Here is a 26,876-nt window from a genome sequence, read left to right on the forward strand (position 1 = left end):
CGACAGCAACTGACTGCGGTTGGCCGAAACGGCCGCCGGATGCGTGGGCGCCGCCCTGGCCGCCTCGAAGATCGCCGCCGTCGCATTGGCGTTTGCGGCCGCGCCGGCGGCCGGGGCGGCCGACCCGTTGAGCCACTGCGCGTACTGAGTGGCCACGGCCGCCATGGCCGCCGAGGCCGGACCCTGCCAGGGTCCGTCCGCCAGGCCCGAGGTCAACGACGAAAACGACTCCGCCGCCGACCCCAACTCGTCGCCCAACCCGGCCCAGCTCGCCTCGGCGGCCATGGCGGCCGTGGCCACTCAGTACGCGCAGTGGCTCAACGGGTCGGCCGCCCCGGCCGCCGGCGCGGCCGCAAACGCCAATGCGACGGCGGCGATCTTCGAGGCGGCCAGGGCGGCGACCACGCATCCGGCGGCCGTTTCGGCCAACCGCAGTCAGTTGCTGTCGCTCGTGCGGTCGAACCTGTTCGGGTTCAACGCCCCGGCGATCGCGGCCGCGGAGGGTGCCTACGAGTCGATGTGGGCCCAGAACGTCGCGGCGCTGGCGGGCTATCACGGCGCTGCCTCCGCCGTGGCCGCCCAGCTGGCGCCGTGGCAGCAGTTGCCGTCGGCCCAGGCGACCCCCGCGACGTCCTTCAACCCTGGCTTCAATCCTCAAACCGCCGCAAAGGTCGCCACCAAGGTCCAGTCCGACGTGGGTGCCTTCGGGATGTACGCCGACTCGCAGGTCACCATCATCAAAGGCGCGACCGCGACTGTAATCAACGCTCCTCCCGCTCAGATTCCTCAGCGCGTCGTGCAAGCGGTTCGGGTCGACTTCGGAGCGGTGGTGGATATCGCCACTCACGCCGCTGCGTTGCCTGCGACGGTGGCCAGTGACACCATTTCGGTCCTGGCCGGTACGGATTCGCCTGTTTCGCCTCCGAGCAGTACGCCCCCGCCGTAGCGACCCTCACCAGGACACCGGAAGTTCGGCGAGCCCGCCGGCCAACACGTCGGAGCGCATGGGCAACGTCGCGGGATCGACCGCCAGCCGCATCGACGGAAATCGTGGAATCAATTGCCCGAATACGGTTTTCAGCTCGATGCGGGCCAGCGGCGCCCCGATGCAGTAGCGCGCGCCGTGCCCGAACGTGAGGTGGGCGGCTTCCTTGCGGGCGACGTCGACGCGCTGCGGGTCGGGGAACACCGCCGGGTCGTGGTTGGCCGCTCCGACGTCCAGCAGCACCAGGTCCCCGGCGCGGATGGCCACGCCGTCGATGTCGAAGTCCGTGCGCGCGTAGCGGGGGACGCCGCCCACCGCGCTGTCGCCCGCCGTCTTTCGCAGCAGCTCCTCGACGGCGTTGGGGATCAGCGCGGGGTCATCGACAAGCGCCTGCCACTGGTCGCGGTTCGTCAACAAAAGCATTGTGCCGAGCCCGATCTGGACCACCGTGGTCTCGTGCCCGGCGAATAACAGGAACATCGACATCGTGGCGGCCTCCTCGTCGGAGACGCCGTCGGTCGCGCACAGCCGCGTCATCACGTCGTCGCCGGGATGGGAGCGCTTGCGCTCGACCAGCCCGCGGCCGTACTCGAACAGCTCGGCCAGCCCGCGCTCGGATCGGGCGTGGTCGCGCACGTTGCCGGCGTCCTCCGCCCAGGCGCGGAACTGGTCACGATCGGAGTAGGGCACCCCGAGTAGCTCGCAGATCACCAGGATGGGCAGGGGCAGCGCCAGCCGCGCGTGCAGGTCGGCCGGGGGGCCCTGCGCCGCAAGGTCGTCCAGCAGTTTCGTGGTGAGCGCGGCCACCCTGGGTTCCAGCGACCGCAGGTGCCGCGGCGAGAAATGGGGCTGCAGCAGTGCGCGCATCCGCACGTGGTCGGCGTCCTCGGTGTCGAAGTTGCCCAGCGGGCCACCGAACAATGCGGATTCCCCTGTGCGCGAGGCTGTTTCAGGGTTTCGGTGGGAGCGGCCGAGGCGATCGTCGTCGAGCAGCCGTCGCACCAAGGCGTATTCGGTGACCAGCCAGGCCTGGTCGCCGACCGGTGTGCGCACCGGACGAATGGATGTCATGGCGCCTACCCTTGTATAGCTCAGGTTATACAAGATTACTTGTACACTATGCTCTAGACAAGAGGAGGGTGAGATGACGGCGGTCCGATCCGAGCCGACCCGCCGGATGCCCCGCGCCCAGCGGCGGGAACAGATCCTCGAGGCCGCCACGCGCGCCTTCGCCCGCGGCGGGTTCGCGAACACGGGGCTCGACGCCATCGCCGCGGAGGCCGGTGTCACCCCGGTGATCCTGTATCGGCACTTCGCCTCGAAGGCCGACCTGTATCGAGAGGTCATCGAGGGCGGTCACGCGCGGCTTCGCGAAGCCACCGGCCCCGACGACTTCGACGACGCCAGCATCCCCGCGCTAATCCGCTCTGCCGCAGCGGATCCGGACACCTTCCGGTTGCTCTACCGCCATGCCGCGCGCGAAGCGGAGTTCCGCGACACGATCGACACCCTCATGGAGGGCTCGGCCGACATCACCCGCCGCCACCTGGCGGGCATCGCCGACGACCGATGGCGCAACTGGGCGGCGCGACTGCTGCCCACGATGACGATCGACGCCGTCATCGCCTGGCTCGACGCCGGCCAGCCCGACCCCGATCAAGCCGCCGCTCGCATCCGCGGCGTCGTCGACGCCGTGATCAGTTCCGCATCGCGCTAGGCGAGCAGGGCGTCGATCCAGGCCTGGGCGATGAACTTGCCGTAGCGGGTGGCCGACCACCCGCGTTCGAGGACGAGAAGCTCGTACAGCTCGGGCGCGTGGTACGTCCATAGGATGTCGCGCGCCTGGGTGGCGCTGACCCGAAGCTGTCCGGTGCCGGCGAGGCCGGCGGCGAACATCGTCATGGCCGTGAGGGTTTCGTGCCTGATCTGCTTCCAGACCTCCGCGGCGTCGGGGGAGGATGCGGCGCCATCGCGAGCCAGCAGCTGGACCGGGGCGCTGCGCGGCATGGTGGTGGCCAGGTGCTTGGCGTAGAGCTCGAGCTTGCGGGCCGCCTCCGTGGCGTCACGCACCTTCTGGATGACGTCTCGCTCGGCCATCGGGATCGGTTCGTCGTCGCCGGCGACCGACACGTCGAAGAGCGCCTTGAGCACGCCCGCCTTGGTCGCGAAGGCCTTGTACACCGTCTCGACCGACACGCCGGCGTCGCGCGCGATCTCCGCGATGGTGGTCGCGGCGTAGCCCTGTGCCAGGAAGCGCTGGCGGGCGGACGCGAGCACGGCGTGCCGATTCTGTTGGGCCAGTTGGCGACGACGGGTCGAGTCGTAGCGGCGCGGAGGCCGGCCCTTGACAGATCCCATAATTAAGTACATGCTCCTGTATCGAATACTGAATACTGTACTCAAGAATAGAGATCCGACATGACGACCGCGACATGCCCCGCCGCCACACTGGAGGACGGCGACCATCCCACGGCGGTGGCGCGCGCCCTGGCGCCCGAAATCACGCGGCGCGCCGACGAGGCCGAGGCGCTCGGGACGCTCCCGCTCGATCTCATCGGGCGGCTGCGCTCGGCCGGTATCTTCCGGGCCGTGCAGCCGCGCGCGCTCGGGGGATTCGAGCTGGCCCCCGCCGAATTCATCGAAATGATCGAGGAATTGGCGCGCGCCGACGGTTCGACGGGCTGGATCGCGGCCATCGGCGCCGGCGCACCGGCCTTCACCGCCTGGCTCGAGCCGGCCGTCGCCAAGGACCTGTTCGGCCCGAACGCCGACTTCTTGGCGGCCACGGTTTTCGCCCCCACCGGTCGGGCCGTCCCCGACGGCGTGGGCCGACTCGCCGTCGACGGCCGCTGGCCGTTCGCCAGCGGCTGCCGGCACGCCGAATGGTTGCTGACCGGGATGTTCGTGTTCGACGGTGACACGCCGCGGATGATCGCCGGGCAGGGCCCGGACTGGCGCCTGGCGTTCTTCCCGCGCGCCGACGCCGAAATCGTCGACAACTGGGACGTTTTGGGGCTGCGCGCCACCGGCAGCAACGACGTGGTGGCCCGGGGTCTGCGCGTCGCCGAAGAACACACCATCAGCCCGTTCTTCCAGCCGGCCCGCGCCGACGGTCCGCTGTGGCGGCTGCCGTTCTTCACGATGGTGGGAGCGGCCCTCGTCGGCGTCCCGCTCGGGATCGCGCGGCGCGCGCTCGACGAATTCGCCGACCTCGCGACGACGAAGGCGCGGGCCGGCACGTTCGAGCCGCTCGCCGACGACCCCGTCGCGCAGGTGGAGTTCGCCGGTGCCGAAGCGGGTTTGCGCTCGGCGCGGGCCTTCGTTCTCGACGAGGCCGGCGCGCTGTGGGACACCGCCCTCTCCGGCGACGCGCCATCGCTTCAGCAGCGCGCCCGGTTCCAACTCGCCGCCCAGCAGGTGATGCGGGCGGCGCGGCTGGCGGTCGACACGGCGTTCAGCCTGACCGGTGCGGGCGCGGTGCACGCCGCGCATCCGCTGCAGCGATGCTTCCGGGATCTGCACACCGTCGGCCAGCACGTGTACTTCAGCCCGGCCGCGCTGAAGCGTTACGCCAACACCCGATTCGGCATCGCCCAGCCGACACACCTGATGTGACTACAGGGCGTTGATCCACTTTTCGATGCGCCGGGCCTGCTGCGCCATCAGCTCGGGTTGCGCCAGCGCGTTGGTCAGCACCGCGCTGCCCTCGTAGGCGATGACGAGCTCGCGCGCCAGGTCGCGCGCGTCGCGGCGGCCCATGGCGTGGAATTGCTGCTCGGCCCAGTCCAGCAGGGTTTGCATCAGGGGGGCGGTCAGGGCGGGTGATTTCCCCGACTGGTTCGACAGCTCGGTGCACAGGGTCCCCAAGGCGCAGCCGTGGTCGGCGATGGCCTCGCCCGATTCGGCCAGCATCCCGACGAGCGCCTTGAGACGGGCCTTCGGGCTCCCGTACTTGCGCTGCAGGGCCGCGGTCGCGGCCCGGATTTCCTCGGCGCGCGCCTCGACGACGGCGGCCACGATGTCGTCTTTGGTCTTGAAGTAGTAGTACATGTTGCCCAGCGGCACCTCGGCGGCCTCGGCGATGTGCGCGAGCGTGGTGCCCGCGATGCCCTGCCGATAGAACAGGTCGCAGGCGGCGGCGATCAGTCGCTCGCGCTTGCCGGGCGGCGGCGCCGAGGGGGCCTCGCCGGCGTCGGTTAAGTCAGCCATATCACTCACGGACTATAGACGGCACGCGCCCATGCTCAGGTTCCACAGCAAGTCCCTGTTCTGCGGCGTGTTGTAGGCGCTCTTGATGGTCCTCGGCTCGGCGTTGACGAAGTACTGTCCGGAGGCCCGCGCGGCATCCGGTGAGCGGGCGAGGAACAGCGACGTGGCAGCGCCCTTCTCCGGGGAGCGGGAAAACGGCAGCGCCGCAACGGAGATCGCGCGAAAGACCCCTTCGGTCCCGCGCATCATCGGAGTTCGGACGATCCCGGGGTGCGCGGCGTTGGCGGTGACGCGTGTCGGCCGCAGGCGATGCGCCAGTTCGATGGTGAACAGCAGCACGCAAAGTTTGGACGCGGCGTAGGCACGGATCGTTGAGAAACGGCGTTCGCTTTGCAGGTCGTCCGGGTCGAACTTGCCGGCGCGATAGACGCTCGAGCTCAGGTTGACGATCCTGCCCTGCGGGCTTTTCTCCAATGCGTGGAGCAGCAAGTGGGTGAGATAGACCTGCGCCAGGTAATTGACCTGAAACGTCGTCTCGTATCCGTCCTCGGTCAGCGCGCGTTGCGGCATGACGACCCCGGCGTTGTTGATCAGCACGTCCAGCCGTGGGTAGCGCGCCGTGAACGCCTCGGCCAACCGGTGCAGCTGCGCCAGCGACGTGAGGTCGGCGGTGAGGTAGGCGACGTCGCGGTTGCCGGTCGACGCGACGATCTCGCTGGTGACGCTTGCCGCCTTGGCATCGTTGCGGGCGGCCAGCACGACGGCGTAGCCGGTGCGGGCGAGCTCGGTCGCGGTGACCTTGCCGATGCCGTCGGTGGCTCCGGTGATGAGGCAGATGGGCTTGTCCATGTATTCGACGACCTATTGAGCCTGGGTCAGGGTGGGCCGCAACAACATTCGCGACATCACCGAGCGGGTGACGGCCGCCGGCACCAGCGCGGCGGTCACCCGGTTGACGCGTCCCGGTATGCAGTTGGCGCGATTGCGCTCAAGTGCGCGCAGCGCCTCGCGCGCGCAAACGTCCGGCGCCATGGGCGATATCGGCATCTTGTCGGGGTCGAGGCCCAGGTCGCCCAGCGCCGGCGTGCGGGTGGGCCCCGGGTGCAGCACCGTCACGTGCACCCCTTGCTTGGCCAGCTCTCCGTGCAGGCCGGCGCCGAGGCTGGTGATGTAGGCCTTGGTCGCCGCGGTGTGCGCCATGTAGGGCACGCCGTGCACCGCCCCGAGCGCGGAGACCAGCAGGATGCCGCCGCGGCCGCGCCGCGCCAGCCGTTCACCGAAGTGATGGGTCAAGCCCAGGTGTGCGGCGGTGTTCAGCCGCAGGACCGCCCGCTGGGCCTGCAGGTCGGAGTCCACGAAGGCGCCGGGCAGGGCCACGCCCGCGTTGGAGACCAGCAGCCCGACGTCGATGTCGTTGGTGGCCTCGGCGATTGGGGTGAGCGAGCTCGGGTTGGACAGGTCGACACCGACCGCCCGGTAGTCGACGCCGTAGCCCCGGCTGAGCCCCTCGCCCAGCTCCTGCAGCACGGCCAGGCGCCGCGCGACCAGGACCACGTTGATGCCCGAATCGGCGATTTGGTGGGCGAATTCGCGTCCGATTCCCGACGACGCGCCCGTCACGACCGCCCATGGGCCGAACCGATCTGCACTGATGCTCATGGCTTGGAACCTCCGGATCAAGTTAGTTACACAACTTAGCATCGGGAGTTTACGTCGACAAGTGCGAGGCGATATCACCAGGAAGTCCTGGCGCTAAAACGGATGCATTGGTGGGCGTTGTCTTGCCCCGGAGCGGTCGCGGCGGCTAGCGTAACTGTTAGTTAACCAACTTAGTAACGAACGGGGCGAGGATGGGTGTCGTCAAACGCGCGTGGATTCCGCTGGTCGTCGTGGTCCTGGTCGCCATCGCGGGCTTCGCCGTCCACCGGCTGCACGGCGCCTTCGGCGCTCGCGGCGGCACGTCGGCCGTCGGCGCTCACCCCGATGACATCAAGCCCTTCAACCCCAAGCACGTGACGCTGCAGGTCTTCGGACCGGACGGGACCATAGCGGACATCAACTATCTCGACGTCGACGCCGCACCCCAGCGGGCTGACGGCACGCGGCTGCCGTGGACCTACAGCGTGGCCACGACCGCCCCGGCGGTGAGCGTGAACGTCGTGGCCCAGGGCGACGGTGACGTGATCGGCTGCCGAATCACCGTGAACGGCGACGTCAAGGCCCAGCGAACGGTAGCGGGGATCCACCCGCAAACCTTTTGCCTAGTGAAGTCCGCGTGATCGCGCGAACGGTTCGCCGCCTGTCGGTGCCCATCTTGCTCTTCTGGCTCGGGCTGGCCGCGGTCACCAATATCGTTGTGCCGCAACTGGAAGCGGTCGGGGAGGCGCACGCCGTGTCGATGAGCCCCGATGACGCCCCGGCGATACAGGCGATGAAGCGCGTCGGCCAGGTGTTCGGGGAATTCGACTCCGACAGCGCGGTCATGGTGGTGCTGGAAGGCCAGGCGCCGCTGGGCGACGCGGCGCACCGGTTTTACGACGACCTGATGCGCAGGCTCGCGCGCGACCGCAAGCACGTCGAGCACATTCAAGACTTCTGGGGCGATCCGCTCACCGCGGCCGGGGCGCAGAGCGCCGATGGCAAGGCCGCCTACGTCCAGGTTTATCTGGCGGGCCACCAAGGCGAGACGCTGGCCAACGAGTCCGTCGACGCCGTCCGGGGGATCGTGTCAAGCGCGGTGGCGCCCAACGGGGTTCGAGCGTACGTCGCCGGACCGGCGGCCGTGACCACCGATCAGCTCGAGTTCGGCAACAAGAGCGCGCGCAAGGTGATGGGCGTGACGGTCGGGGTCATCGTGCTGATGCTGCTGATCGTGTACCGCAGGTTAGTCACCGTCCTGCTGACCTTGCTGATGGTCTTCATCGAACTGCCCGCCGTGCAGGGGGTGATCGCGTTTCTCGGAAGCTACGGGATTATCGGGCTGTCCACCTTCGCGGTCCAGATCCTGCCGATTCTCGCCATCGCCGCGGGCACCGACTACGCGATATTCATCGTGGGCCGATACCAGGAGGCGCGGCAGGCCGGCCAGGACCGGGAGGCGGCCTACTACACCATGTTTGGCGGCAGCGCCCATGTGGTGCTCGGCTCGGGCCTGACCATCGCCGGCGCGATGTTCTGCCTCAGCTTCACCCGGCTGCCCTATTTCCAAACGCTGGGCGCGCCGTGCGCGATCGGGATGTTCACCATGGTGGCGGGCGCGCTCACGCTGGGTCCGGCCATCGTCACGCTGGGCAGCCGATTCGGCCTGTTCGATCCCAAACGGAAAATGAAGACGCGGGGATGGCGGCGGCTGGGAACCGCCGTGGTCCGGTGGCCCGCGCCGATCCTCGCGGCGTCGTCGGCGACCGCGCTCGTCGGGCTGCTGGCCCTGCCGTCGTTCACGACGAGTTACAACGACCGCAATTACCTACCCCGGGTCACGCCGTCCAACATCGGGTACGCCGCGGCCGACCGGCACTTCTCACCCGCCCGGCTGAACCCCGACCTGCTGTTGGTGGAGGCCGACCACGACATGCGCAATCCCGCCGACATGCTCGTCCTGGACCGGTTGGCCAAGGGCGTGTTCGGGGCCGACGGTATCGCCCGCGTTCAGTCCATCACCCGGCCGTTGGGCGCCCCAATCACGCACACCTCCATACCGTTTCAGATCAGCATGCAGGGCACCACGCTGACCGAAAACATGAAGTACATGCATGACCGGATGGCCGACATGCGGGCCATCGCCGACCAGATGACCGGCGTCATCGACACCATGCAACGCATGCTCGCCCTGATGCGCGAGCTCGCCGCCACCACCCACGACGTCGCCGGCCAGACGAAGCGGATCGTCGACGACACGACCGAAGTGCGCGATCGCATCGCCGATTTCGACGACTTCTTCCGGCCCCTGCGCGCCTACTTCCACTGGGAGCAGCACTGCTTCGACATCCCCGTCTGCTGGGCGCTGCGATCGGCATTCGACGCGCTCGACGGCGTCGACACGCTCACCGACGATCTGGCCGGTCTGGTCAAGGACACCGACCGGCTGGACAGCCTGATGCCGCAACTGATCTCGCTGCTGCCGCCGATCATCGACGCGACGACGACCATGCGAACCATGACCATGACGATGTACAGCACGTTCGCGGGCCTGCTGGACCAGATGGACGCCGCGCAGCAGAACGCCGCCGCGATGGGGCAGGCCTTCGACGCGGCCAAGAACGACGACTCGTTCTACCTGCCGCCGGAGGTCTTCGACAACCCCGACTTCAAACGCGGCCTGGCGATGTTCCTTTCGCCGGACGGCAAGGCCGCGCGCCTGATCATCACCCACGACGGGGATCCCGCTACGCCCCAAGGCGTCTCGCGCGTCGACGCGATCAAGAAGGCCGCGTATCACGCCCTCAAGGGGACCCCCTTGGAAGACGCCAGGATCTACCTGGGTGGCACCGCCGCGACGTACAAGGACATGAGCGACGCGGCCAAGTACGACCTGCTGATCGCGGGAATCGCCGCGGCCTGCCTGATCTTCATCATCATGCTGGTCATCACCGGCAGCGTCGTCGCGGCCATGGTCATCATCGGCACCGTGGTGCTGTCGCTGGGATCGTCGTTCGGGCTGTCGGTGCTGGTGTGGCAAGACGTCCTCGGTATTCCGTTGCACTGGTTGGTCATAGCGATGGCGCTGATCGTGCTGCTGGCCGTGGGCTCGGACTACAACCTGTTGCTCGTCTCGCGGTTCAAAGAGGAGATCGGCGCCGGAATCAAGACCGGAATCATCCGCGCGATGGCCGGAACCGGGGCAGTGGTGACATCGGCGGGCCTGGTGTTCGCGTTCACCATGTCGTCCTTCGTGTTCAGCGACCTGCGGATGATCGGCCAGTTCGGGACCACCGTCGGCATCGGACTGCTCTTCGACACGCTCATCGTGCGCTCGCTGATGACACCGTCGATCGCCGCCCTGCTCGGGCGGTGGTTCTGGTGGCCGCAAAGAGTGCGCTCCGGTCACCGCCCTGTGACGCCGGCCGTTCCAGTGCGGGCCCTCACCGAAAGCGTGCACCCATGATCCGCCGCCGTGCCAGAAGCCGGAGGCTGTCCGAGTCGGTACGCATCGCCGCGCCGCCCGACGAGGTGTGGGAACTGATCACCCGCGTCGCCGGCATCACGGACTGGTATGACGCGTGGGACGCGGTGCAGCACTCCGCCGGCGAGGACCGCCTCCGGGTCGGCACGTCGTTTCGACTGATCCGCCGCCGCAACGGCCGCGACGACACCGCGCTGTGCCGCGTGACCTCGATGCAGCCGTGCCGGCGGTTGTGCTGGGTGCAGTACGCCCCCGACGTGCCCGCGATGTCGGTCGAGTTCGAGCTGGCCGCCGAAACCGACGCCGGCACCCTGCTGAGTCACACCAGGAGCTGGCTCGAACCCGGCGGTCACTGATGCCACTAAGCTGGCAGCCGTGGAAACCCCTGCACCCCGGCCCGTGCTGGTCGTCGACTTCGGCGCGCAGTACGCGCAGTTGATCGCCCGCCGGGTCCGCGAGGCGCGGGTGTTTTCCGAAGTCATCCCGCACACCGCCACGGTCGAGGAGATCAAGGACCGGGACCCGGCGGCGATCGTGCTGTCCGGGGGACCGGCCAGCGTCTACGCCGAGGGGGCCCCACAGCTCGACCCGGCGCTGTTCGACCTCGGGCTGCCGGTGTTCGGGATCTGCTACGGGTTTCAGGCTATGGCGCAGGCGCTCGGCGGCACGGTCGCGCACACCGGCACCAGCGAGTACGGCCGCACCGAGTTGAAAGTGGTTGGCGGCGAACTGCATTCGGGCCTGCCCGACGTCCAGCCGGTCTGGATGAGCCACGGCGACGCCGTCACCGCGGCGCCGGCCGGGTTCGACGTGGTGGCCAGCAGCGCGGGCGCCGCCGTCGCCGCCTTCGAGAACCGGGCCCGGCGCCTGGCCGGGGTGCAGTACCACCCGGAGGTGATGCACACCCCACACGGGCAACAGGTGCTCAGCCGGTTCCTGCACGACTTCGCCGGGCTCGGCGCGGAGTGGACGCCGGCCAACATCGCCGACGCGCTCGTCGAGCAGGTGCGCACCCAGATCGGTGACGGCCACGCCATCTGCGGGCTGTCCGGCGGGGTGGACTCGGCGGTGGCCGCGGCGCTGGTGCAGCGCGCCATCGGCGACCGACTGACCTGTGTCTTCGTCGACCACGGCCTGCTGCGCGCCGGCGAGCGCGACCAGGTGCAGCGCGACTTCGTCGCCGCCACCGGCGCCAACCTGGTCACCGTCGACGCCGCGGACACCTTCCTGCAGGCGCTGACGGGCGTGACTAATCCCGAAGGCAAGCGCAAGATCATCGGCCGCCAGTTCATCCGGGCGTTCGAGGGCGCGGTGCGCGACATCTTGCAAGAAGAGGGGGCAGACACGGATTCTCAGGTGGATTTCCTGGTGCAGGGCACGCTGTATCCCGACGTGGTGGAGTCCGGCGGGGGCAGCGGCACCGCGAACATCAAGAGCCACCACAACGTCGGCGGCCTGCCCGACGACCTGAAGTTCAAGCTCGTCGAGCCGCTGCGGCTGCTGTTCAAGGACGAGGTCCGCGCGGTTGGGCGCGAGCTCGGCCTGCCCGAGGAAATCGTTGCGCGCCAGCCGTTTCCGGGACCGGGCCTGGGCATCCGGATCGTCGGCGAGGTTACCGCGCAGCGGCTGGACACGCTGCGGCGCGCCGACTCGATCGCGCGCGAGGAGCTCACCGCCGCCGGCCTGGACAAGCAGATCTGGCAGTGCCCGGTCGTGCTGCTGGGCGACGTCCGCTCGGTCGGCGTGCAGGGCGACAACCGGACCTACGGCCACCCGATCGTGCTGCGGCCGGTGTCCAGCGAGGACGCCATGACCGCCGACTGGACGAGGGTGCCCTACGAAGTGCTGGAGCGCATCTCGACCCGGATCACCAACGAGGTGCCCGAGGTCAACCGCGTGGTGCTGGACATCACCAGCAAGCCGCCCGGCACCATCGAGTGGGAGTAGCCCGGCGGTTTTATGCCCGCGCCGTCGTGAGGCCCGGCCAGGCGGCCATCGCGGCCGTGACCGCAGCCATGAGCGCTTTGCGGGAGGCGCCGTCGCCCGCGCGCACGGCCAGGCCGTGAATCACCGTGGCGTAGAACGATGCGATGGTGTCGATGTCGGTCGATGGCGCCAATTCACCCTCGTCGACCGCACGGGCGAGCCGCGCCTTGATGACTTTCGGGGTCTGCCGGCGGATGGCCTGCAGGTAGTCCTGCGCCCCCCTATTGGCCGGCGTGCAATTCGTTGCACCCAGCACCAGCAAGCATCCGCGGGGTTGCCCTGTGCGGCTGAAGGATTCGGCGGTGAGTCGAAGCATCTCGTGCAGGGCTTCGCGAACGGTCGGCGTTTCCTGCAACGCGGCCAGCGCGGGCGCGCCGACTGTCTGCTGGTAGGCATCGACGGCTTGACGAAACAGGGCCTCTTTGGACCCGAACGCGTGGTACAGGCTGGTCGCGCTGATATCGCCCATCGCAGCCTGCAGGTCCTCCAGGGTGGTGCCCTCGTAGCCGCGTTCCCAGAACAACATCATCGCGCTGTGCAGCGCCTCGTCCCGGTCGAATCCCGGCGGTCGGCCCCGCTTCGCCATGTCCTCCTCCATTTCTGTAGTTCATACTACATAAAGCCTTGACACGGTCGCTTGCGCCCCGCCACTATTTCTGTAGGGAAACTTACAAAAATAGCGAGGGGTAAGAGGATGGGCGGTTCGGCACAACCAGTCGTGCTCGTCACCGGCGGCACCACCGGCATCGGATACGCGAGCGCAGTGGCGCTACACAAACGGGGTTACGCCGTGCTGGTGACCGGCAACAACCCGGCCAGGCTGGCAGCCGCCCGTGACGATATGCCCGCCGATATCGTTGTGCTGCAGGCGGACTCGGCGGACGTCGCGTCGGCCGATCTGATCGCTGATGAATTGCGGCGGCGGTGGGGCGGTGTCGATGCTGTCGTGCTCAACGCGGGCGTCGGGCGGATGCTGCCGATCGAGGCCGTCGACGAACGGATCTTCGACGAGCACTTCGCGGTCAACGTGAAGGGCCCGTTCTTCACTCTGCAGAGGGTGCTGCCGCTGCTGCCGTCGGGCGGGTCGGTCGTCATCACCAGTGCGGTCGGGACGTATCTGGGCGCCCCGAACTGGTCGGTGTACACCGCCACCAAGGGCGCGTTGGCGGCCATGGGGCGTGCGCTGGCCGCCGAACTCGCGCCGCGTGGGATCCGGGTGAATTCGGTGAGCCCGGGCCCGATCGACAACGCCGCCTTCGGCAAACTCGGGCTGCCGCCCGGCGAATTGGAAGGCTTCAGAGCCCTGTTGCCGCAGCGTATTCCGTTGGGCCGCTTCGGCGTCGAGGACGAGACCGCGCGCCTCATCGCCTTCCTGGTCTCGCCCGAGGCGAGTTTCATCACCGGCGAAGACATCCGTGTCGACGGCGGCCTGGCCGCCACCCTCTGAGCGGAAGAAGACCCCCATGACCGACACGATTGTGGTGACCGGTGCGACCGGCACGATCGGACGCCACCTCGTCACCCAGCTCGCCGCCGCCGGGCGCCCGGTCCGGGCCCTGATTCGTGATTCGTCCAAAGCCGCCACGCTCCCGCCCTCCGTCGAGGTGGCAGTGGCCGACCTGACCGACCCCCGGTCGCTGACCGCCGCGTTCGACGGAGCCGAGCGGGTGTTCGTGTTGGCCCCACCGACACCGGACATGGAACAACTGGAGATCAACGCGTTCGTCGCCGCCGAGCAAGCCGGCGCCCGCCACATCGTCTACCTGTCCAACTTCGGTGCCGGCCGCTTCCACAACCCGCTGTTCACCGCGCATGGCGCCAACGAATGGCGCCTCCGCTGCCTGGCCGTCGACTGGACCATCTTGCGCCCCACCCGATTCATGACCGACGTGCCGTTCACCTGGCACGGCATCCTTGCCGAGGCGACCGTTCGCGAACCCCTGGGCGGTCAGCCGCTGACCATCGTCGATCCGCACGACGTCGCCGCGGCCGCGGCGCTGATCCTGACCACCGATGGCCACGCCTCCCGCATCTACGAACTCACCGGCCAGACCATCACCGGCCCCCAGATCGCCGAGCACCTTTCCGCAACCTTGAACCGGCCGATCGGGTTCGACGATTGCACCGTGGACGTCTTCGACCGCGACCTTGCCGACGGCGGGGTGCCCGCACCAGTGATCGAGATCCTGCACGAAGTCTTTCGCACTGTGCGCCAAGGCCACTGGTACGACACCCCCACCCTGGCGAACCTGCTCGGGCGTCCGCCCCGCAGCTACGCCGACTGGCTGCGCGACAACCGCGAGCTGCTTCCGGCCGACGGCGGGGCGCTCAAGTGAGCAAACCTCGACCCGAGCTTCCCGCGGCGATGCTGCGCTTCTCCAAAGTCCCGGCCGCGCTGCTGCGCGCCGGCATTCCCCTTGGCTCCCTGTACCTTCTCGAGAGCCGCGGCCGGCGCAGCGGAACGCTGCGCTCCGTCCCCGTGGTCGTCTTCCACCACGACGGCGGGCGCTGGCTGGTGTCGATGTACGGTCGAAACCGGGTGGGTCGCCAACGTGCGGGACGCCGGCACCGCTGTCATCCGACGCGGGCGCCGGACGGAAACCGTCCACTGCACCGAAGTCACCGACAACCGCCGCGCCGAGGTCGCCATGCACCTGCGACGCCAATTCGGTTTCATCCCGTTCGTCCGGGCCGCGTTCAACGCCGCCCCGAGCGACGGCCCGGGCGCTTTCCAGGCCGAACAGCACCGCCACCCGGCATTTCTCCTCGCGCAGGAGTAGTCACTCCACGAATTCGCGTTTGCCGTAGGCGATCTCGGCCGCGGCCCAGTTCCCGCCGGCCTCGGCGACGAGTCGTCGGGCGACGTCTCGATCGTCGTTGCCGGCGACCAGGATCAGGGTGTGGTCGGTGGTGGTGACGGATCCGCCCCGGATGCGGTCGCGGGCGACCGGGGCGGCCGCCAGCGCGTCGCCGAAGCGGGCGACGTCGACGCCCGGCACGGCGATGATGATCGCGTCCTCCTCCGGTGCGGGCTCGTAGTCGAAGGTCAGCACCGCTTCCTGGTTGAACTGGCGGCGTAGCGCCTCGGCGGCGGTGTGCACCGAGCCGTCGCCGCCGCACAGGTGAAATTCCCGCGAGCGCTCCAGGGTGTTCCGCTGCAGCGCGCTCGACCAGTACACGCCGTCGAGCGGGGTCGATCCCGTCACCGTCGCGCCGCTCAGCGCGATCGTCACGGTGGCCTGCGCCTCGAACAGGGGATCGGCGTTGTCGGCGGCGAACACCTCCGCCGGTCGGCAGGGCGCGGCGGCGCTTGGGGCGGGAAAAGTGCAGCAAAAAAGCACCATCAGCCACACCAGCACCGAGCGCATAAAGCAGCCTCTCACGTTTCTTGACGCTTGTCGGAGGGTGGGTGTTTACTCGCAAATGTATCGAACATACATTCGAACAGGAGGCAGTCATGACCGCGGCTTTGGCCTCCGATCACCGCGCTGAGCAGCTGGAATCGCTGCGCCGGCGGATGGCTGCAATGTCCGGGCGAGCCCCGGACCCGCTGCCGGATTCGGCATCCGTGGTGGCGCTCCCGCGGTGGCTGGCGGAGTCGCTGCCGGTGCCGTTGCCGCGCGGAACGGTGGCGGTGCTGTCGGGGGCCCGGTCGCTGCTGCTGAGCATGGTGGCCTCGGTGACGGCGGCCGGGGGCAACGTCGCCATCGTCGGCCAGCCGGACATCGGGCTGCTGGCCGCGGCGGAGATGGGGGCGGACCTGAGCCGGCTCGCGGTGATACCGGATCCCGGAACCGATCCGGTCGAGGTGGCCGCGGTGCTCATCGACGGCATGGACCTGGTGGTGCTCGGCCTGGGCGGGCGGCAGGTGCCGCACACCCGGGCGCGGGCGGTGGTGGCGCGGGCCCGCAACAAGGGGTGCACCCTGCTGGTCACCGACGGCGACTGGCAGGGCGCGCCGACGCGGCTCGCGGCGCGGGTCTGCGGCTACGAGATCGCGGGGGGCGGCCGGCCGGGATTCGGGCGGATCGGCAAGGTGCGGCTGCAGGTCAGCGGGGTGTGCGCGGGCAGGCGGGTGATCGGCCGGGCGCGGGCGGGGTGACTCCCGTGGCATCCCGGGCCCTGGCGATCTGGTGCATGGACTGGCCCGCGGTCGCGGCGGCGGCCGCGGCGGACCTGCCCGCGACCGCCCCGATCGCCGTCACGCTGGCCAACCGGGTGATCGCCTGCTCCTCGGGCGCCCGCGCGGCGGGAGTGCGGCGCGGGCTGCGGCGACGGGAGGCGGCGGCGCGGTGCCCGCAGCTGCACGTCGCGCCGGCCGACGCCGACCGCGACGCCCGCTTCTTCGAACCGGTGATCGCCGCGGTCGACGACCTGGTGCCCCGCGCCGAGGTGCTGCGGCCCGGGCTGCTGGTGCTGCCGGTGCGCGGGGCCGCCCGCTACTTCGGGTCCGAGGAGCAGGCCGCCGAGCGGCTGATCGACGCGGTCGCTGCGGCCGGCGCCGAGTGCCAGGTGGGCATCGCCGACCAGTTGTCCACCGCGGTCTTCGCCGCGCGGGCGGGCCGGATCGTCGAGCCGGGGGGCGACGCGAGGTTTCTGTCGGTGCTGTCGATCCGGCAGCTCGCCACCGAGCCGAGCCTGTCCGGCCCGGGGCGAGAGGAGCTGACGGATCTGTTGTGGCGGATGGGGATTCGCACCATCGGGCAGTTCGCCGCGCTGTCCCGGACCGACGTGGCCTCCCGGTTCGGCGCCGACGGGGTGGCCGCGCACCGGTTCGCCCGCGGCGAACCCGAGCGTGGGCCGTCCGGGCGCGAGCCGCCGCCGGAACTCGAGGCGGTGCTGGATTGCGACCCGCCGATCGACCGGGTCGACGCCGCGGCCTTCGCCGGGCGCTTCCTGGCCGGCGCGCTGCACCAGGCGCTGATGGCCGCGGGGGTGGGCTGCACCCGGCTGGCCATCCACGCCGTCACCGCCAACGGCGAAGAGCTGCAACGGGTATGGCGGTGCGCGGAACCGTTGACCGAGGACGCCACCGCCGATCGGGTGCGCTGGCAGCTGGACGGATGGCTGAGCAGCCGGACCGTCCGGGATCGCCCGACCGCACCGGTGACGCTGTTGCGGCTGCAGGCGGTGGAGGTGGTGTCCGCCGAGGCGCTGCAGTTGCCGCTGTGGGGTGGGCTCGGCGAGGAGGACAGGCTGCGCGCCCGCCGGGCGCTGGTGCGGGTGCAGGGCCTGCTCGGCCCGGAGGCGGTGCGGGTGCCGGTGCTGTCCGGCGGGCGGGGGCCCGCCGAACGCATCACGCTGACCCCGCTGGGCGACGAGCCGGTACCGCGCGCCGACCCGGGTCCGCCGTGGCCCGGTCAGCTGCCCGAGCCGTCGCCGGCGGTGCTGCTGGACGACCCGGTGGATCTGCTTGACGCCCAAGGCAATCCGATACGCGTCACCGCCCGGGGGATGTTCTCGGCCGATCCCGCCCATCTGACCGTGCGCGGCCGGGACCATGGACTGCGCTGGTGGGCCGGGCCGTGGCCGGTCGACGAGCGGTGGTGGGATCCCGAGGCTAAGAGCCGCGCCGCCCGCGCCCAGGTCCTGCTGGAGGACGAGCGGGCTTTTCTGTTGTGCTACCGCCAGCGGCGCTGGTACCTCGAGGGGGCCTACGAGTAGCGCTGCGACTCAACGTGTTCAAACCTTCGGTACCGTGGTGGTCGAAGTCATTCGGTGGTCGGTGAAGGAGTATGGAGTGGCGACTGAAATCGTCCGGCAGGTTGACGCCGTCCTTACGCGAGGAACGGGCGCCGTCCTGGAAGCCGCGGAGGCGACGGTGCTGCACCTGGGCCGGATGGCCGGCGCGGTGTCCGAGGCCGCGTCCAGGGCCGTAGCCAAAGTCGGCAGCGAGGCCGGGGACCTGGTCTGGTCTTATCGCCATGTCGCCGGCAACCGCCGCCCGGCCTCGGACCAGCCCGACAACCTGATCGACATCCGCTCGGTCAGATTCGACGCGCGAACGGCCCGACCCGCTCGATGAACCGCTCGAAGAACGCCGCGGCGTCCACGTCAACGCCGATCAGCGCGTTGGCTTTTCGCTCGCCCGACCAATCGGGGGCCGTCACGCCCTGGGTCGGGACATCCGCCAGCTCGATGTCCACCGTCGCCGCCCGGGTCGTTATCAGCTGCGGGTCCAGCGCCACCGCGGCGGCCAGCGGGTCGTGCATGTAGGCGACGTAGCCGTGCCCGCGGGCGTCGTGCGACTCGAAGTAGAACCGCATCGCGTCCTCGATCACGCCGACCAACGGTGACGGACCGCAGGCGGCCGCGAGCTCGGCCAGAATCTCCGGCGTCATCGCGACGCGGCGGGTGAGGTCCAGGCCGCAGACGATCGGAAGTTGTTGCTGCCCAGCCCAGCCGGCGAAGACCTCGCCGGCCGCCTCGGGATCCACCCGGATGTTCCACTCGGCCATCGGGTTGGCGTCTCCGAACGAGCCGCCCATGATCACCAGCCGTCGCAGCAGCGCCGGCAGCGCGGGTTCGGCGCGCAGCGCGAGCGCCAGGTTGGTCAGCGGGCCGGTGACCAGCCCGACCAGCTCACCGGGGCGGGCGCGTGCCGCGGCCACCCACGCCTCGGTGGCATCGTGGTCGGTGAGCGTCCGGTCGGTGCCGGGCAGCTCGGCGTAGCCCAAACCCTTGGGGCCGTGGAACTTCGAGTGATGCGGCCAGTGGCCGCACAGCGGGTCGTCGGCGCCCTTGGACACCGGTATGGCTGGGGCCCGGCACAATTCGAGCAAGCGCAGGTTGTTTTCGCAGACCTGCTCCACGTGGATGTTGCCGCCGGTCGAGGCGATGCCCACGACGTCGGCGTCGGGGCTGGCCAGCAGGTAGATCAACGCCATCGCGTCGTCGATGCCGGTGTCGACGTCGACGAAAACGCGGTTCACCGCCGTGAGTTTACGGCCAGGCCGACGCGAACGTGATCACCAGGACGTCGCGCTGCGCCGGACCGGAGCCGTCGATCGGCCGGATCGGCGAGACCGCGTGCAGGGTGCGGCGGTCGTCGCCCAGCATCAGCGTCCCCGGCTCGGCCAGCGTCGTCGCCAGCAACTGGCGACCGTCGAGGTCGCACACCGTGCTCTCGCCGCCGATGGCGTTGCGCCGCCCGACCAACAGCGAGCTGACCAGGGTGACGCCGTCGCGGTGCAGGCCCTCGGGCGTTGGGCTGCCTCTGTCGTCCCCGTCGTCCGCGCAGCATCGGATGCGAAACGGGTGCACCTTGACGTTCCAGTCGGCCACGTCGTCCAGCGCGGCGGCCACCCGGGCCAGCAGCCCGATCACCTTGTGCAGCAGGCGATCCGCGGCGAATGCATCGGTCAGCGGCTCGAACTCGCGGTCCCTGCCGACGTAGAGCGGGTTGGAGTCCTGCGGCTGCACGAACGCGAGCTTGGGCATCGGGCGCAGCACGCCGTCGCGAAACGAGTACTGGCCGTAGCGGCGCAGCCGCCGCAGCCCCAGCTCCGCCGCGTAGGGGTCGGGCGCCAGCTGCCGCCAGTGCCGGGCGAACCGGGTCCACTCCTCGCGGCCCACCTCCAGGCTGCGCGTCACGTCGAACGCGGGCAGCACGGCGACGCCCGTCGTGGCGACCTGCCGGCCCGCGGCGGCCACCGGGTCGGCGTCCGTCCACTTTTCGCTAAGGACCATCGCGCCGGAATACCGCAATCCGGTCGGGCTAAAACCCCGCGTTTACCAGTGCACTCCGGGCACCAGTCGCACCAGCCGCTTGACCGGTCGCGGCGTGCGGATCCCGGCGGTGACGCCGCGCGCCGGGCGCTTCGGCTGGCGGTTCGTCGGTGGCGCTTCGGGCACCCCGCGCGCCGCGGCGGAATCCGGGTAGCCCAGGTACAGCTGATGCAGGATGCGCCGCGACGTCCTGGGCGCGAAGTAGTTGCCGGCCTCGGCCAGCGTGCCCAGCGGCGTGTCGATGCGGGCCGGCTTGTCGACGAGGCCGCGCACCACCATCGCCGCCGCCCGCTCGGGGCTGATCGCGGGCACCGGGTTGAGCCGGTGCGACGGCGCGATCATGGGCGTGCGGACCAGCGGCATGTGGATGTTGGTGAACGTGATGTGGTCGGACAGCGTCTCCGACCCGACGACGTCGGCGAACGCGTCCAGCGCCGCCTTGCTCGGAAGGTACGAGCTGTATTTCGGGTTGCGGGCCTGCACGCCCGCGCTGGACACGTTGACCACGTGACCGAACCGGCGCTCGCGCCAGTGCGGCAGCAGCGCCAGCACCATTCGCACCGCGCCGAAGTAGTTGACCGCCATCACCCGCTCGTAGTCGTGCAGCCGGTCGGTCGAGTTGACCACGGAGCGGCGGATCGACCGGCCGGCGTTGTTGACCAGGTAGTCGACGTGGTCGAAGCGGCCCAGGATGTCCTTGACGGTGTGCTCGACCGACGCGGAATCGGTGACGTCGCAGGCGAACGCATGCGCCTGCCCGCCGCACGCGCGGATCTCGGCGACCAGCTCGTCGAGCGCGTCGGCGTTGCGCGCCAGCGCGAACACCGTCGCACCCCGCTCGGCGACCGCGAGCGCCGACGCCCGCCCGATGCCGCTGGACGCGCCGGTGATGATGACGTGCCGCCCCTGCAGCGGCCCATTCGGGTCGTCGCGCCGCGCGCGGTCGGGGTCGAGGTGCTCGGCCCAGTACCGCCACAGCCGGGGCGTGTAACTGGCGAACTCGGGCACTTCGATCCCGGTGCCCCGCAACGCTTCCCGGGTCTCGTCGCTGACGAACGTGGGCTTCAGGTCGACGACGTCGAAGATCTCGGCGGGGATGCCGAGCTGGGTGGCCGCCATGTTGCGCAGCACCCTGGCGCGCCCGCGCACCTTGAGCACCGGCGCGGCCACCGACCCGGGCAGCGACCCGCGCATCGGCGGCAGCCCGGCCGCCTTGGCGACGCCGCGGTAAATGCCACGCAGCCCAACGGTTTTCGGCGCGGTCAGGTGGAATGTCCGGCCGTCGTACCCCTCGGCGTGCATGAGCGCCACCAGGGCGTCGACGACGTAGTCGACGGGGACGATGTTGGTGCGCCCCGTGTCGGGCAGCACGATCGGGGTGAACCTGGGCAGGCGTGCCAGCGCCGACAATATGCCGAAGAAGTGGTACGGCCCCTCGACCTTGTCCATCTCGCCGGTGACCGAATCGCCGACCACGACCGCCGGGCGGTAGACGCGGTAGCGCAGCCCTGGTGTCGAGCGCACCAGCGCCTCGGCCTCGAACGTCGTCCGGTGATAGGGAGTCGGCAGCCGCTGGCCGACGTCGAAGTCGTCCTCGGTGTACTCGCCGCGAAAGTCGCCCGCCACGGCGATCGACGACACGTGATGCAGCGTGGCGTCCAGCCGCCGCGCCAGCTCGACGACCGCGCGGGTGCCCGCGGCGTCGACCGTCGCGCAGTGCACCAGGTGGTCGACGTGGCCCAGCTCGGCCAGCGTCTCGTCGGTCAGGCCGAGCTCCGGCAGCTCGCCGACCAGCGGCTTGACCCGTTCGCCCCAGCCGGCGGCCAGTCGCTCGAACCGTCCCAGCGACCGGCGGCGAACCAGCACCCACACCTCGGCATCGGGCTCGGTGGCTAGCAGGCGAGAGACGACACGGCGCCCGATAAACCCGGTACCGCCGGTAACGACATACCGCATTCGGCCATGGTAGCGGTCAGCCGTTGAAGTTGCGGATTCCGTCCCAATCCTCGAGCGTCCAGCCGGTCGCGGGGTTGCCGCTGATCACCACGCGGCCGGTGTTGGGCAGCGGGTGGCTGGTGCGCAGGCTGTCCTTGGCGTTCTTCACGTTCATCAGCACCCAGTACTCAATGGAGTAGAGGTGCGCGAACACCACCGGCTTGCTGTGGCCGCTGTCGTAGATCTTCTGCACCGCCGCGGTGAACCGGTCGTTGAACTCCTTGCCGGAGATCGACCCGGGGATTCTGTTCTGCGTGTCGCCGGCCAGCCAGTCCGCGGGGGCCAGCAGATAGGTCGTCGGGTCCATCGAAATCGGCTTGCCCTCGAACCAGCCGGCGTTGATCTCCTGGATGCCCTGCAGCACCTCGACCTGCTTGCCGAGTTCGGCGGCCAGCGGCGCGGCGGTCTGCTGGGCCCTGGCCATGGTCGAGGCGTACACGGCGTCGTAGTGCTCGCGGCCGAGCTGGTGCGCGACCTGCTCGGCCTGGGACTTGCCCTCCGGGCTCAGGCCGGGGCCCGGCACGCTGGTGTCGATGATCCCGCTGGCGTTGGCCTCCGACTGCGCATGCCGGATGAACGTGATCGTGATGCTGCGCACCTGTGGTGATCCGCCGCAGGCGCCGACGATCATCGCCGCGGCGAGCACGGCTACGAATTTCCAGGACATGCTCCCCTTGCGCATGTCGATAGCCTGCCCTGCCGACGGTGCCGGGGGGAAGGGTTTGCGATGGTTAGGTGCAGAAAATCCTCGAAAGGAGAGTCCTATGGCGATTGACCCGAGTGCGGTTGGCGCGGTGAGCGACCCAATGCTGTTCGAGTGGACGGACCGGGAGACGCTGCTTTACGCGCTCGGCGTCGGTTGCGGGACCGACGACCTGTCGTTCACCACCGAGAACAGCCACGACATACCCCAGCAGGTGCTGCCGACCTACGCCGTGATCTGCAGCCCGGCATTCGGGGCGGCGGGCAAGATCGGAACGTTCAACTGGGCCATGCTCTTGCACGGATCGCAGGGCGTCCGGTTGCACGCGCCGCTGCCGCCCGCGGGAAAGCTGTCGGTGGTCTCCGAGGTCACCGACATCCAGGACAAGGGCGAGGGGAAGAACGCGGTCGTGATGCTGCGCGCGCATGGCACCGACCCGGACTCGGGCACGCTGATCGCCGAAACGACGACCACCTTCGTCGTGCGTGGCGCCGGCGGTTTCGGGGGAGTGCCGGGCCAGCGGCCCGTCGCGCCGCAGTTCCCCGACCGCGAGCCCGACGCCCGCCTCCCGCTGCCCACCCGTGAGGATCAGGCGCTGATCTACCGGCTGTCCGGCGACCGCAACCCGCTGCACAGCGACCCGTGGTTCGCCCGCGAGCTGGCCGGCTTCCCCAAGCCGATCCTGCACGGGCTGTGCAGCTACGGGGTGGCGGGCCGCGCGCTGGTCGCCGAGCTGGGCAAGGGAATCGCCGCCAACGTCACCTCGATCGATGCGCGGTTCAGCTCGCCGGTGTTTCCCGGCGAGACGCTGACCACGCTGATCTGGCGCACCGAGCCGGGCAAGGCCGTGTTCCGCACCGAGGCGTCCGGGGCCGAAGGCAACCCCGCCCGCGTGGTGCTGGACGACGGCGCCGTGGAGTACGTGGGCTAGTCGCGCTGTCCCGCCCGCGGTGGCGGTCCCCGAAATCAGCCCGGGTTGCCGGGGTTGCCCGGGTTGCCGTCGGTGCCGCCGGGTGCAGTGCCCTGGCCGGCCCCGCCGGCTGGTCCGCCTTGGCCGCCCGGCGCGCTGACGCCGGCACCGCCGTCGCCGCCGTCGCCGCCGTTGCCGCCATTGCCGCCGGTGCCGGAGTTTCCGCCTTGCCCGCCCGTGCCGCCGTCGCCACCCTGGCCGCCGTCGCCGCCGGCGCCCCCGGTGCCGCCACCGGTGCCGCCCAGGCCGCCTTGACCGCCTTGGCCCCCGGTGCCGCCGGTCATGAAGATGTCGCCGTTGCCGCCGTCGCCGCCGTTGCCAGCGGTGCCGCCGGTTCCGCCCTTGCCGGCCTGGGCCGCGTTGTCGCCCCCGCTGCCCGAAACGCCGCCCAGTCCACCGCCGCCGCCGTCACCACCTTGGCCGCCTTGGCCACCGTTCTCGAAGTTGCCGTTGCCCCCAGTGCCGCCCTGGCCGCCGTGGCCGCCTTCGCCGCCGACACCGCCCGAACCGTCGGTGCCGCCGGCCCCCGAATTGCCGCCCTGGCCGCCTTGGCCGCCGCGGGCCCCGTCGCCGCCGGTCCCGCCGGTACCGCCGGGGTTGCCGGGACTGCCGCCCGGCCCCGCCGCGCCTTGGGCGCCCGCCCCGCCGGTGCCGCCGGTGCCGCCCTGGCCGCCGGTGCCGTAGGCGCCGGCGCTGCCCGCGGTGGTGCCGCCGCTGCCGGCGCTGCCGCCCTGGCCGGCGTTGCCGCCGGTGCCGCCGGTGCCGCCGGCGGTGGCGTCGTTGGTGCCGTCGTCGTCCCAGCCGGTGCCGCCCTGGCCGCCCTGGCCGCCCGTGCCGCCGACCCCGCCGGAGCCGCTGGTGCCGCCGGCGCCGGAGTTGCCGCCCTGGCCGCCCTGGCCACCGTCGCCGCCGGTGTGGCCTTGGCCGCCCGTGTTGCCGGCGGTGCCACCGGCTCCCTGGGCGCCGGTGCCGCCGGTGCCGCCTTGGCCGCCCTGGCCGCCGGTGCCGTAGGCGCCCGCGGTGCCCGCGGTGGTGCCGCCGCTGCCGGCGCTGCCGCCCTGGCCGGCGTTGCCGCCGGTGCCGCCGACGCCGCCGGTGGTGGCGAGGTTGCCCAGGCCGTCGTCGTTGAAGCCGGTGCCGCCCTGGCCGCCCTGGCCGCCCTGGCCGCCGACCCCGCCGGAGCCGCTGGTGCCCCCGGCGCCGGAGTTGCCGCCCTGGCCGCCCTGGCCACCGTCGCCGCCGGTGTGGCCTTGGCCGCCCGTGTTGCCGGCGGTGCCGTCGACGCCCTGGCCGCCGGCGCCACCGGTACCGCCGGTGCCGCCGTGGCCGCCCGTGCCGTAGGCGCCCGCGCTGCCCCCGGTGCCGCCCGTGCCGCCCGCCCCGCCGGCGCCGGCGCCGCCGCCCTTACCGCCGTCGCCCCCGGTGGTGGCGTCGTTGGTGCCGTCGTCGTTCCATCCGGCGCCGCCCTGGCCACCGGTGCCGCCATTGCCACCGGTTCCGCCGGAGCCGTTGGTGCCGCCATTGCCGGCGCCTCCGTCGCCGCCCTTGCCGCCGGCCGCGCCGTCGCCGCCGGTGTGGCCGGTTTCGCCGCTGTTGCCGGCGTCGGCGCCTTGGGTGCCGTTGCCGCCGGTTCCGCCGTCGCCCCCTTTGCCGCCGGTGCCGGCCGCGCCGACGCTGCCGCCGCTGCCCCCGGTCCCTGCCGCGCCACCGGCGCCGGCGTCGCCGCCTTTGCCGCCGATGCCGCCGGCGGTGGCGTCGTTGGTGCCGTCGTCGTTCCAGCCGTTGCCGCCCTTGGCGCCGGCCGCGCCGTTGCCGCCGGTCCCGCCGGAGCCGTTGGTGCCGCCATTGCCGGAGCCGCCCTGGCCACCCTGGCCACCGGCCCCGCCGGAGCCGCCGGTGTGTCCGGTTTCGCCGCTGTTCGCCGCGTTGGCGCCCTGGGCGCCGGCCGCGCCGTTGCCGCCGGTCCCGCCGCCCCCGCCGGTGCCCGCGCTGCCGGCACTTCCGTTGCCCAGGAGGCCGGTGCCCGCGGAGCCGACCGTTCCGGCGGCGCCGCCGTTGCCGCCGGTGCCGCCGCCGCCGCCATTGTGGCCGGTGCTGCCGCCGACGGTGGAAGCAACGCCATTGCCGCCGGTCCCGCCTTTGCCACCGCCGCCGGCCGAGCCGGCGTTCCCGCCCTGGCCGACCAGCGTGCCCGCTGCACCGGTCCCCCCGCTGCCGCCGACACCGCCGGCCCCGCCATTGCCGCCGGCGCCGCCCCCGGCGCCGCCGTCGCTGCCGCCCCTGCCGCCGGTACCGCCGCCGCCGCCGGTACCGCCGCTGCCGGCGCTGCCGCCATTGCCGGTCAGCAGACCGCTGTGGCCGCCGGCCCCGCCGGTGCCACCGTTGCCGCCGGCCCCGCCGGTACCGCCGGTGCCGCCCGCGGCGGAGGCGGTGCCGTCGGTGCCGATTTGGGCGCCGCCACCGCCGCCGCCATTGCCGCCGCTCCCCGCGGTGCCGCCACTGCCGAATAGGCCGGCGTTACCGCCGCTCCCGCCGTCACCGCCCTTGCCCCCGGCGCCGCCGCTGATGCCGTTGTGGAGGGAGCCGCCGGGGGCCGCGGTGTTGCTCCCGCCATTCCCGCCGGCACCGCCGGCCCCGGCGTCGCCGTACAGCGAGCCGCCGTTCCCGCCCGAGCCGCCGTGTCCGCCGGCGCCGCCGACAGCGCCGGTCTGCCTGCCGAGCGTGTTGCCGCCGGCTCCGCCCTGCCCACCGTGACCGCCGGCACCGATCAGCCGGGCGCTCCCGCCGGCGCCACCGTCACCGGCTGCCCCGCCGGCGGAGTTGGTCCCGCCCGCGGCATTCTTCCCGCCGGCGCCGCCGGCTCCGCCGTCGCCGCCGTTGCCGTACAACCACCCGCCGTTACCGCCGGACCCGCCACTGGCGCCGGCGCCGCCACTGCCTTGGCCGCCGGCTTGGTTCCCGCCCGCGCCGCCTGCCCCGCCGTGCCCGCCGCTGCCGATCAACCCGGCATTCCCGCCGGTTCCGCCGTGCGCACCGGCACCGCCGGCCTGGCTGGCGGTGTTTTGGCCGCCTGTCCCGCCGGACCCGGCGTCGCCGCCGTTGCCGTACAGCCGGGCGCCGGCCCCGCCGTGCCCGCCGATGCCGCCGTTGCCGCCGTTGCCCTGGGCATTGGTGGCCC

At 71.2% G+C, this 26,876-nt stretch carries 26 protein-coding genes and 1 pseudogene; 14 read left to right on the forward strand and 13 right to left on the reverse strand.

Features of this window, described 5'->3' with window-relative positions:
* A partial coding sequence (locus A9X00_RS13965) for a PPE domain-containing protein (protein WP_369830750.1) occupies positions 1-285 on the reverse strand: 285 nt, incomplete at its 3' end.
* Between A9X00_RS13965 and A9X00_RS31900 the strand changes: the two are divergent.
* Positions 272-628, forward strand: a pseudogene (locus tag A9X00_RS31900) (PPE domain-containing protein); the annotation flags it as partial. The gene A9X00_RS13965 and the pseudogene A9X00_RS31900 sit on opposite strands and share 14 nt — an antisense overlap.
* Positions 629-952: 324 nt before the next feature.
* Here A9X00_RS31900 and A9X00_RS13975 read toward each other — a convergent pair.
* On the reverse strand, positions 953-2,056 hold the full coding sequence (locus A9X00_RS13975) for a cytochrome P450 (RefSeq protein ID WP_067154018.1): 1,104 nt from the start codon (positions 2,054-2,056) through the stop codon (positions 953-955).
* Between the two features lie 73 nt (positions 2,057-2,129).
* Between A9X00_RS13975 and A9X00_RS13980 the strand changes: the two genes are divergently transcribed.
* Positions 2,130-2,702 carry a TetR/AcrR family transcriptional regulator gene (locus tag A9X00_RS13980; RefSeq protein ID WP_067154021.1) on the forward strand — a complete coding sequence of 191 codons (573 nt, stop codon included), beginning with the start codon at positions 2,130-2,132 and terminating at the stop codon, positions 2,700-2,702.
* On the opposite strand, the gene A9X00_RS13985 is transcribed toward A9X00_RS13980, so the two are convergent.
* Complete coding sequence (locus A9X00_RS13985) at positions 2,699-3,343, reverse strand: TetR/AcrR family transcriptional regulator (RefSeq protein WP_067154023.1); 645 nt, start codon at positions 3,341-3,343, stop codon at positions 2,699-2,701. The genes A9X00_RS13980 and A9X00_RS13985 overlap by 4 nt on opposite strands.
* A 60-nt stretch (positions 3,344-3,403) precedes the next feature.
* Between A9X00_RS13985 and A9X00_RS13990 the strand changes: the two genes are divergently transcribed.
* Positions 3,404-4,600 (forward strand): acyl-CoA dehydrogenase family protein, encoded by a 1,197-nt coding sequence (locus A9X00_RS13990; RefSeq protein ID WP_067154026.1) that lies wholly within the window; start codon positions 3,404-3,406, stop codon positions 4,598-4,600.
* Here the strand turns inward: A9X00_RS13990 and A9X00_RS13995 are convergent, their stop codons facing one another.
* The 3 genes from A9X00_RS13995 to A9X00_RS14005 are packed head-to-tail and all read right to left on the reverse strand — an operon-like array spanning position 4,601 to position 6,853.
* Positions 4,601-5,194, reverse strand: coding sequence for a TetR/AcrR family transcriptional regulator (locus A9X00_RS13995; RefSeq protein ID WP_067154029.1), 594 nt, complete (start codon positions 5,192-5,194; stop codon positions 4,601-4,603).
* A 12-nt stretch (positions 5,195-5,206) separates the two neighbouring features.
* Positions 5,207-6,043 carry an SDR family oxidoreductase gene (locus tag A9X00_RS14000; RefSeq protein WP_067154032.1) on the reverse strand — a complete coding sequence of 279 codons (837 nt, stop codon included), beginning with the start codon at positions 6,041-6,043 and terminating at the stop codon, positions 5,207-5,209.
* A 12-nt stretch (positions 6,044-6,055) separates the two neighbouring features.
* Positions 6,056-6,853, reverse strand: coding sequence for an SDR family oxidoreductase (locus tag A9X00_RS14005; RefSeq protein ID WP_067154035.1), 798 nt, complete (start codon positions 6,851-6,853; stop codon positions 6,056-6,058).
* A 191-nt stretch (positions 6,854-7,044) separates the two neighbouring features.
* Between A9X00_RS14005 and A9X00_RS14010 the strand changes: the two genes are divergently transcribed.
* Genes A9X00_RS14010 through guaA form a run of 4 tightly spaced genes read left to right on the forward strand, consistent with a single transcriptional unit; the run spans position 7,045 to position 12,263 of the window.
* Positions 7,045-7,473 carry an MmpS family transport accessory protein gene (locus tag A9X00_RS14010; RefSeq protein ID WP_067154038.1) on the forward strand — a complete coding sequence of 143 codons (429 nt, stop codon included), beginning with the start codon at positions 7,045-7,047 and terminating at the stop codon, positions 7,471-7,473.
* Complete coding sequence (locus tag A9X00_RS14015) at positions 7,470-10,298, forward strand: RND family transporter (protein WP_304441555.1); 2,829 nt, start codon at positions 7,470-7,472, stop codon at positions 10,296-10,298. The genes A9X00_RS14010 and A9X00_RS14015 overlap by 4 nt, the downstream gene beginning before the upstream one ends.
* Positions 10,295-10,672: an SRPBCC family protein gene (locus A9X00_RS14020; RefSeq protein WP_067154044.1), complete on the forward strand. Its 378-nt coding sequence runs from the start codon at positions 10,295-10,297 to the stop codon at positions 10,670-10,672. The genes A9X00_RS14015 and A9X00_RS14020 overlap by 4 nt, the downstream gene beginning before the upstream one ends.
* 10 nt (positions 10,673-10,682) lie before the next feature.
* Entirely contained in the window at positions 10,683-12,263 is a 1,581-nt protein-coding gene (gene guaA, locus A9X00_RS14025) for a glutamine-hydrolyzing GMP synthase (protein WP_197515161.1), read from the forward strand.
* A gap of 10 nt (positions 12,264-12,273) precedes the next feature.
* Here the strand turns inward: guaA and A9X00_RS14030 are convergent, their stop codons facing one another.
* Positions 12,274-12,888, reverse strand: a complete 615-nt coding sequence (locus A9X00_RS14030) for a TetR/AcrR family transcriptional regulator (RefSeq protein ID WP_067154076.1) — start codon at positions 12,886-12,888, stop codon at positions 12,274-12,276.
* Positions 12,889-12,996: 108 nt separating this feature from the next.
* On the opposite strand from A9X00_RS14030, the gene A9X00_RS14035 reads away from it, so the two are divergent.
* From A9X00_RS14035 to A9X00_RS14045, 3 genes are all read left to right on the forward strand, one after another.
* Positions 12,997-13,749 (forward strand): SDR family oxidoreductase, encoded by a 753-nt coding sequence (locus A9X00_RS14035; protein ID WP_067154050.1) that lies wholly within the window; start codon positions 12,997-12,999, stop codon positions 13,747-13,749.
* Between the two features lie 16 nt (positions 13,750-13,765).
* Complete coding sequence (locus tag A9X00_RS14040; protein ID WP_067154053.1) at positions 13,766-14,638, forward strand: NAD(P)H-binding protein; 873 nt, start codon at positions 13,766-13,768, stop codon at positions 14,636-14,638.
* 216 nt (positions 14,639-14,854) lie between these two features.
* Positions 14,855-15,082, forward strand: coding sequence for a hypothetical protein (locus A9X00_RS14045; protein WP_067154056.1), 228 nt, complete (start codon positions 14,855-14,857; stop codon positions 15,080-15,082).
* On the opposite strand, the gene A9X00_RS14050 is transcribed toward A9X00_RS14045, so the two are convergent.
* Positions 15,083-15,670, reverse strand: coding sequence for a hypothetical protein (locus tag A9X00_RS14050; RefSeq protein WP_156772082.1), 588 nt, complete (start codon positions 15,668-15,670; stop codon positions 15,083-15,085).
* Positions 15,671-15,759: 89 nt separating this feature from the next.
* On the opposite strand from A9X00_RS14050, the gene A9X00_RS14055 reads away from it, so the two are divergent.
* The 3 genes from A9X00_RS14055 (at position 15,760) to A9X00_RS14065 (ending at position 18,327) form a co-directional block, all read left to right on the forward strand.
* Entirely contained in the window at positions 15,760-16,404 is a 645-nt protein-coding gene (locus A9X00_RS14055; RefSeq protein WP_067154059.1) for a hypothetical protein, read from the forward strand.
* Positions 16,405-16,439: 35 nt separating this feature from the next.
* Positions 16,440-17,966: a DNA polymerase Y family protein gene (locus tag A9X00_RS14060; RefSeq protein WP_067154077.1), complete on the forward strand. Its 1,527-nt coding sequence runs from the start codon at positions 16,440-16,442 to the stop codon at positions 17,964-17,966.
* A gap of 76 nt (positions 17,967-18,042) precedes the next feature.
* Complete coding sequence (locus A9X00_RS14065) at positions 18,043-18,327, forward strand: hypothetical protein (RefSeq protein WP_156772083.1); 285 nt, start codon at positions 18,043-18,045, stop codon at positions 18,325-18,327.
* On the opposite strand, the gene A9X00_RS14070 is transcribed toward A9X00_RS14065, so the two are convergent.
* The 4 genes from A9X00_RS14070 to A9X00_RS14085 are packed head-to-tail and all read right to left on the reverse strand — an operon-like array spanning position 18,290 to position 22,707.
* Positions 18,290-19,234 carry a nucleoside hydrolase gene (locus tag A9X00_RS14070; protein ID WP_067154065.1) on the reverse strand — a complete coding sequence of 315 codons (945 nt, stop codon included), beginning with the start codon at positions 19,232-19,234 and terminating at the stop codon, positions 18,290-18,292. The two genes, A9X00_RS14065 and A9X00_RS14070, sit on opposite strands and share 38 nt — an antisense overlap.
* A gap of 10 nt (positions 19,235-19,244) precedes the next feature.
* Complete coding sequence (locus A9X00_RS14075) at positions 19,245-19,991, reverse strand: 2OG-Fe dioxygenase family protein (RefSeq protein WP_082975223.1); 747 nt, start codon at positions 19,989-19,991, stop codon at positions 19,245-19,247.
* 42 nt (positions 19,992-20,033) lie between these two features.
* Positions 20,034-21,986 carry an SDR family oxidoreductase gene (locus A9X00_RS14080; protein ID WP_067154068.1) on the reverse strand — a complete coding sequence of 651 codons (1,953 nt, stop codon included), beginning with the start codon at positions 21,984-21,986 and terminating at the stop codon, positions 20,034-20,036.
* 16 nt (positions 21,987-22,002) lie between these two features.
* Entirely contained in the window at positions 22,003-22,707 is a 705-nt protein-coding gene (locus A9X00_RS14085; protein WP_067154071.1) for a histidine phosphatase family protein, read from the reverse strand.
* An 82-nt stretch (positions 22,708-22,789) separates the two neighbouring features.
* Here A9X00_RS14085 and A9X00_RS14090 point away from each other — a divergent pair, with 82 nt between their 5' ends.
* Positions 22,790-23,659, forward strand: coding sequence for a MaoC family dehydratase (locus tag A9X00_RS14090; RefSeq protein ID WP_067154074.1), 870 nt, complete (start codon positions 22,790-22,792; stop codon positions 23,657-23,659).
* 35 nt (positions 23,660-23,694) lie between these two features.
* Here A9X00_RS14090 and A9X00_RS32515 read toward each other — a convergent pair.
* Positions 23,695-26,876, reverse strand: a 3,182-nt coding sequence (locus tag A9X00_RS32515; protein ID WP_197515160.1) for a hypothetical protein, incomplete at its 5' end; no start/stop codon positions are given.

The organism is Mycobacterium sp. 1245805.9, from assembly GCF_001672915.1.
Classification (GTDB): Bacteria; Actinomycetota; Actinomycetes; order Mycobacteriales; family Mycobacteriaceae; genus Mycobacterium.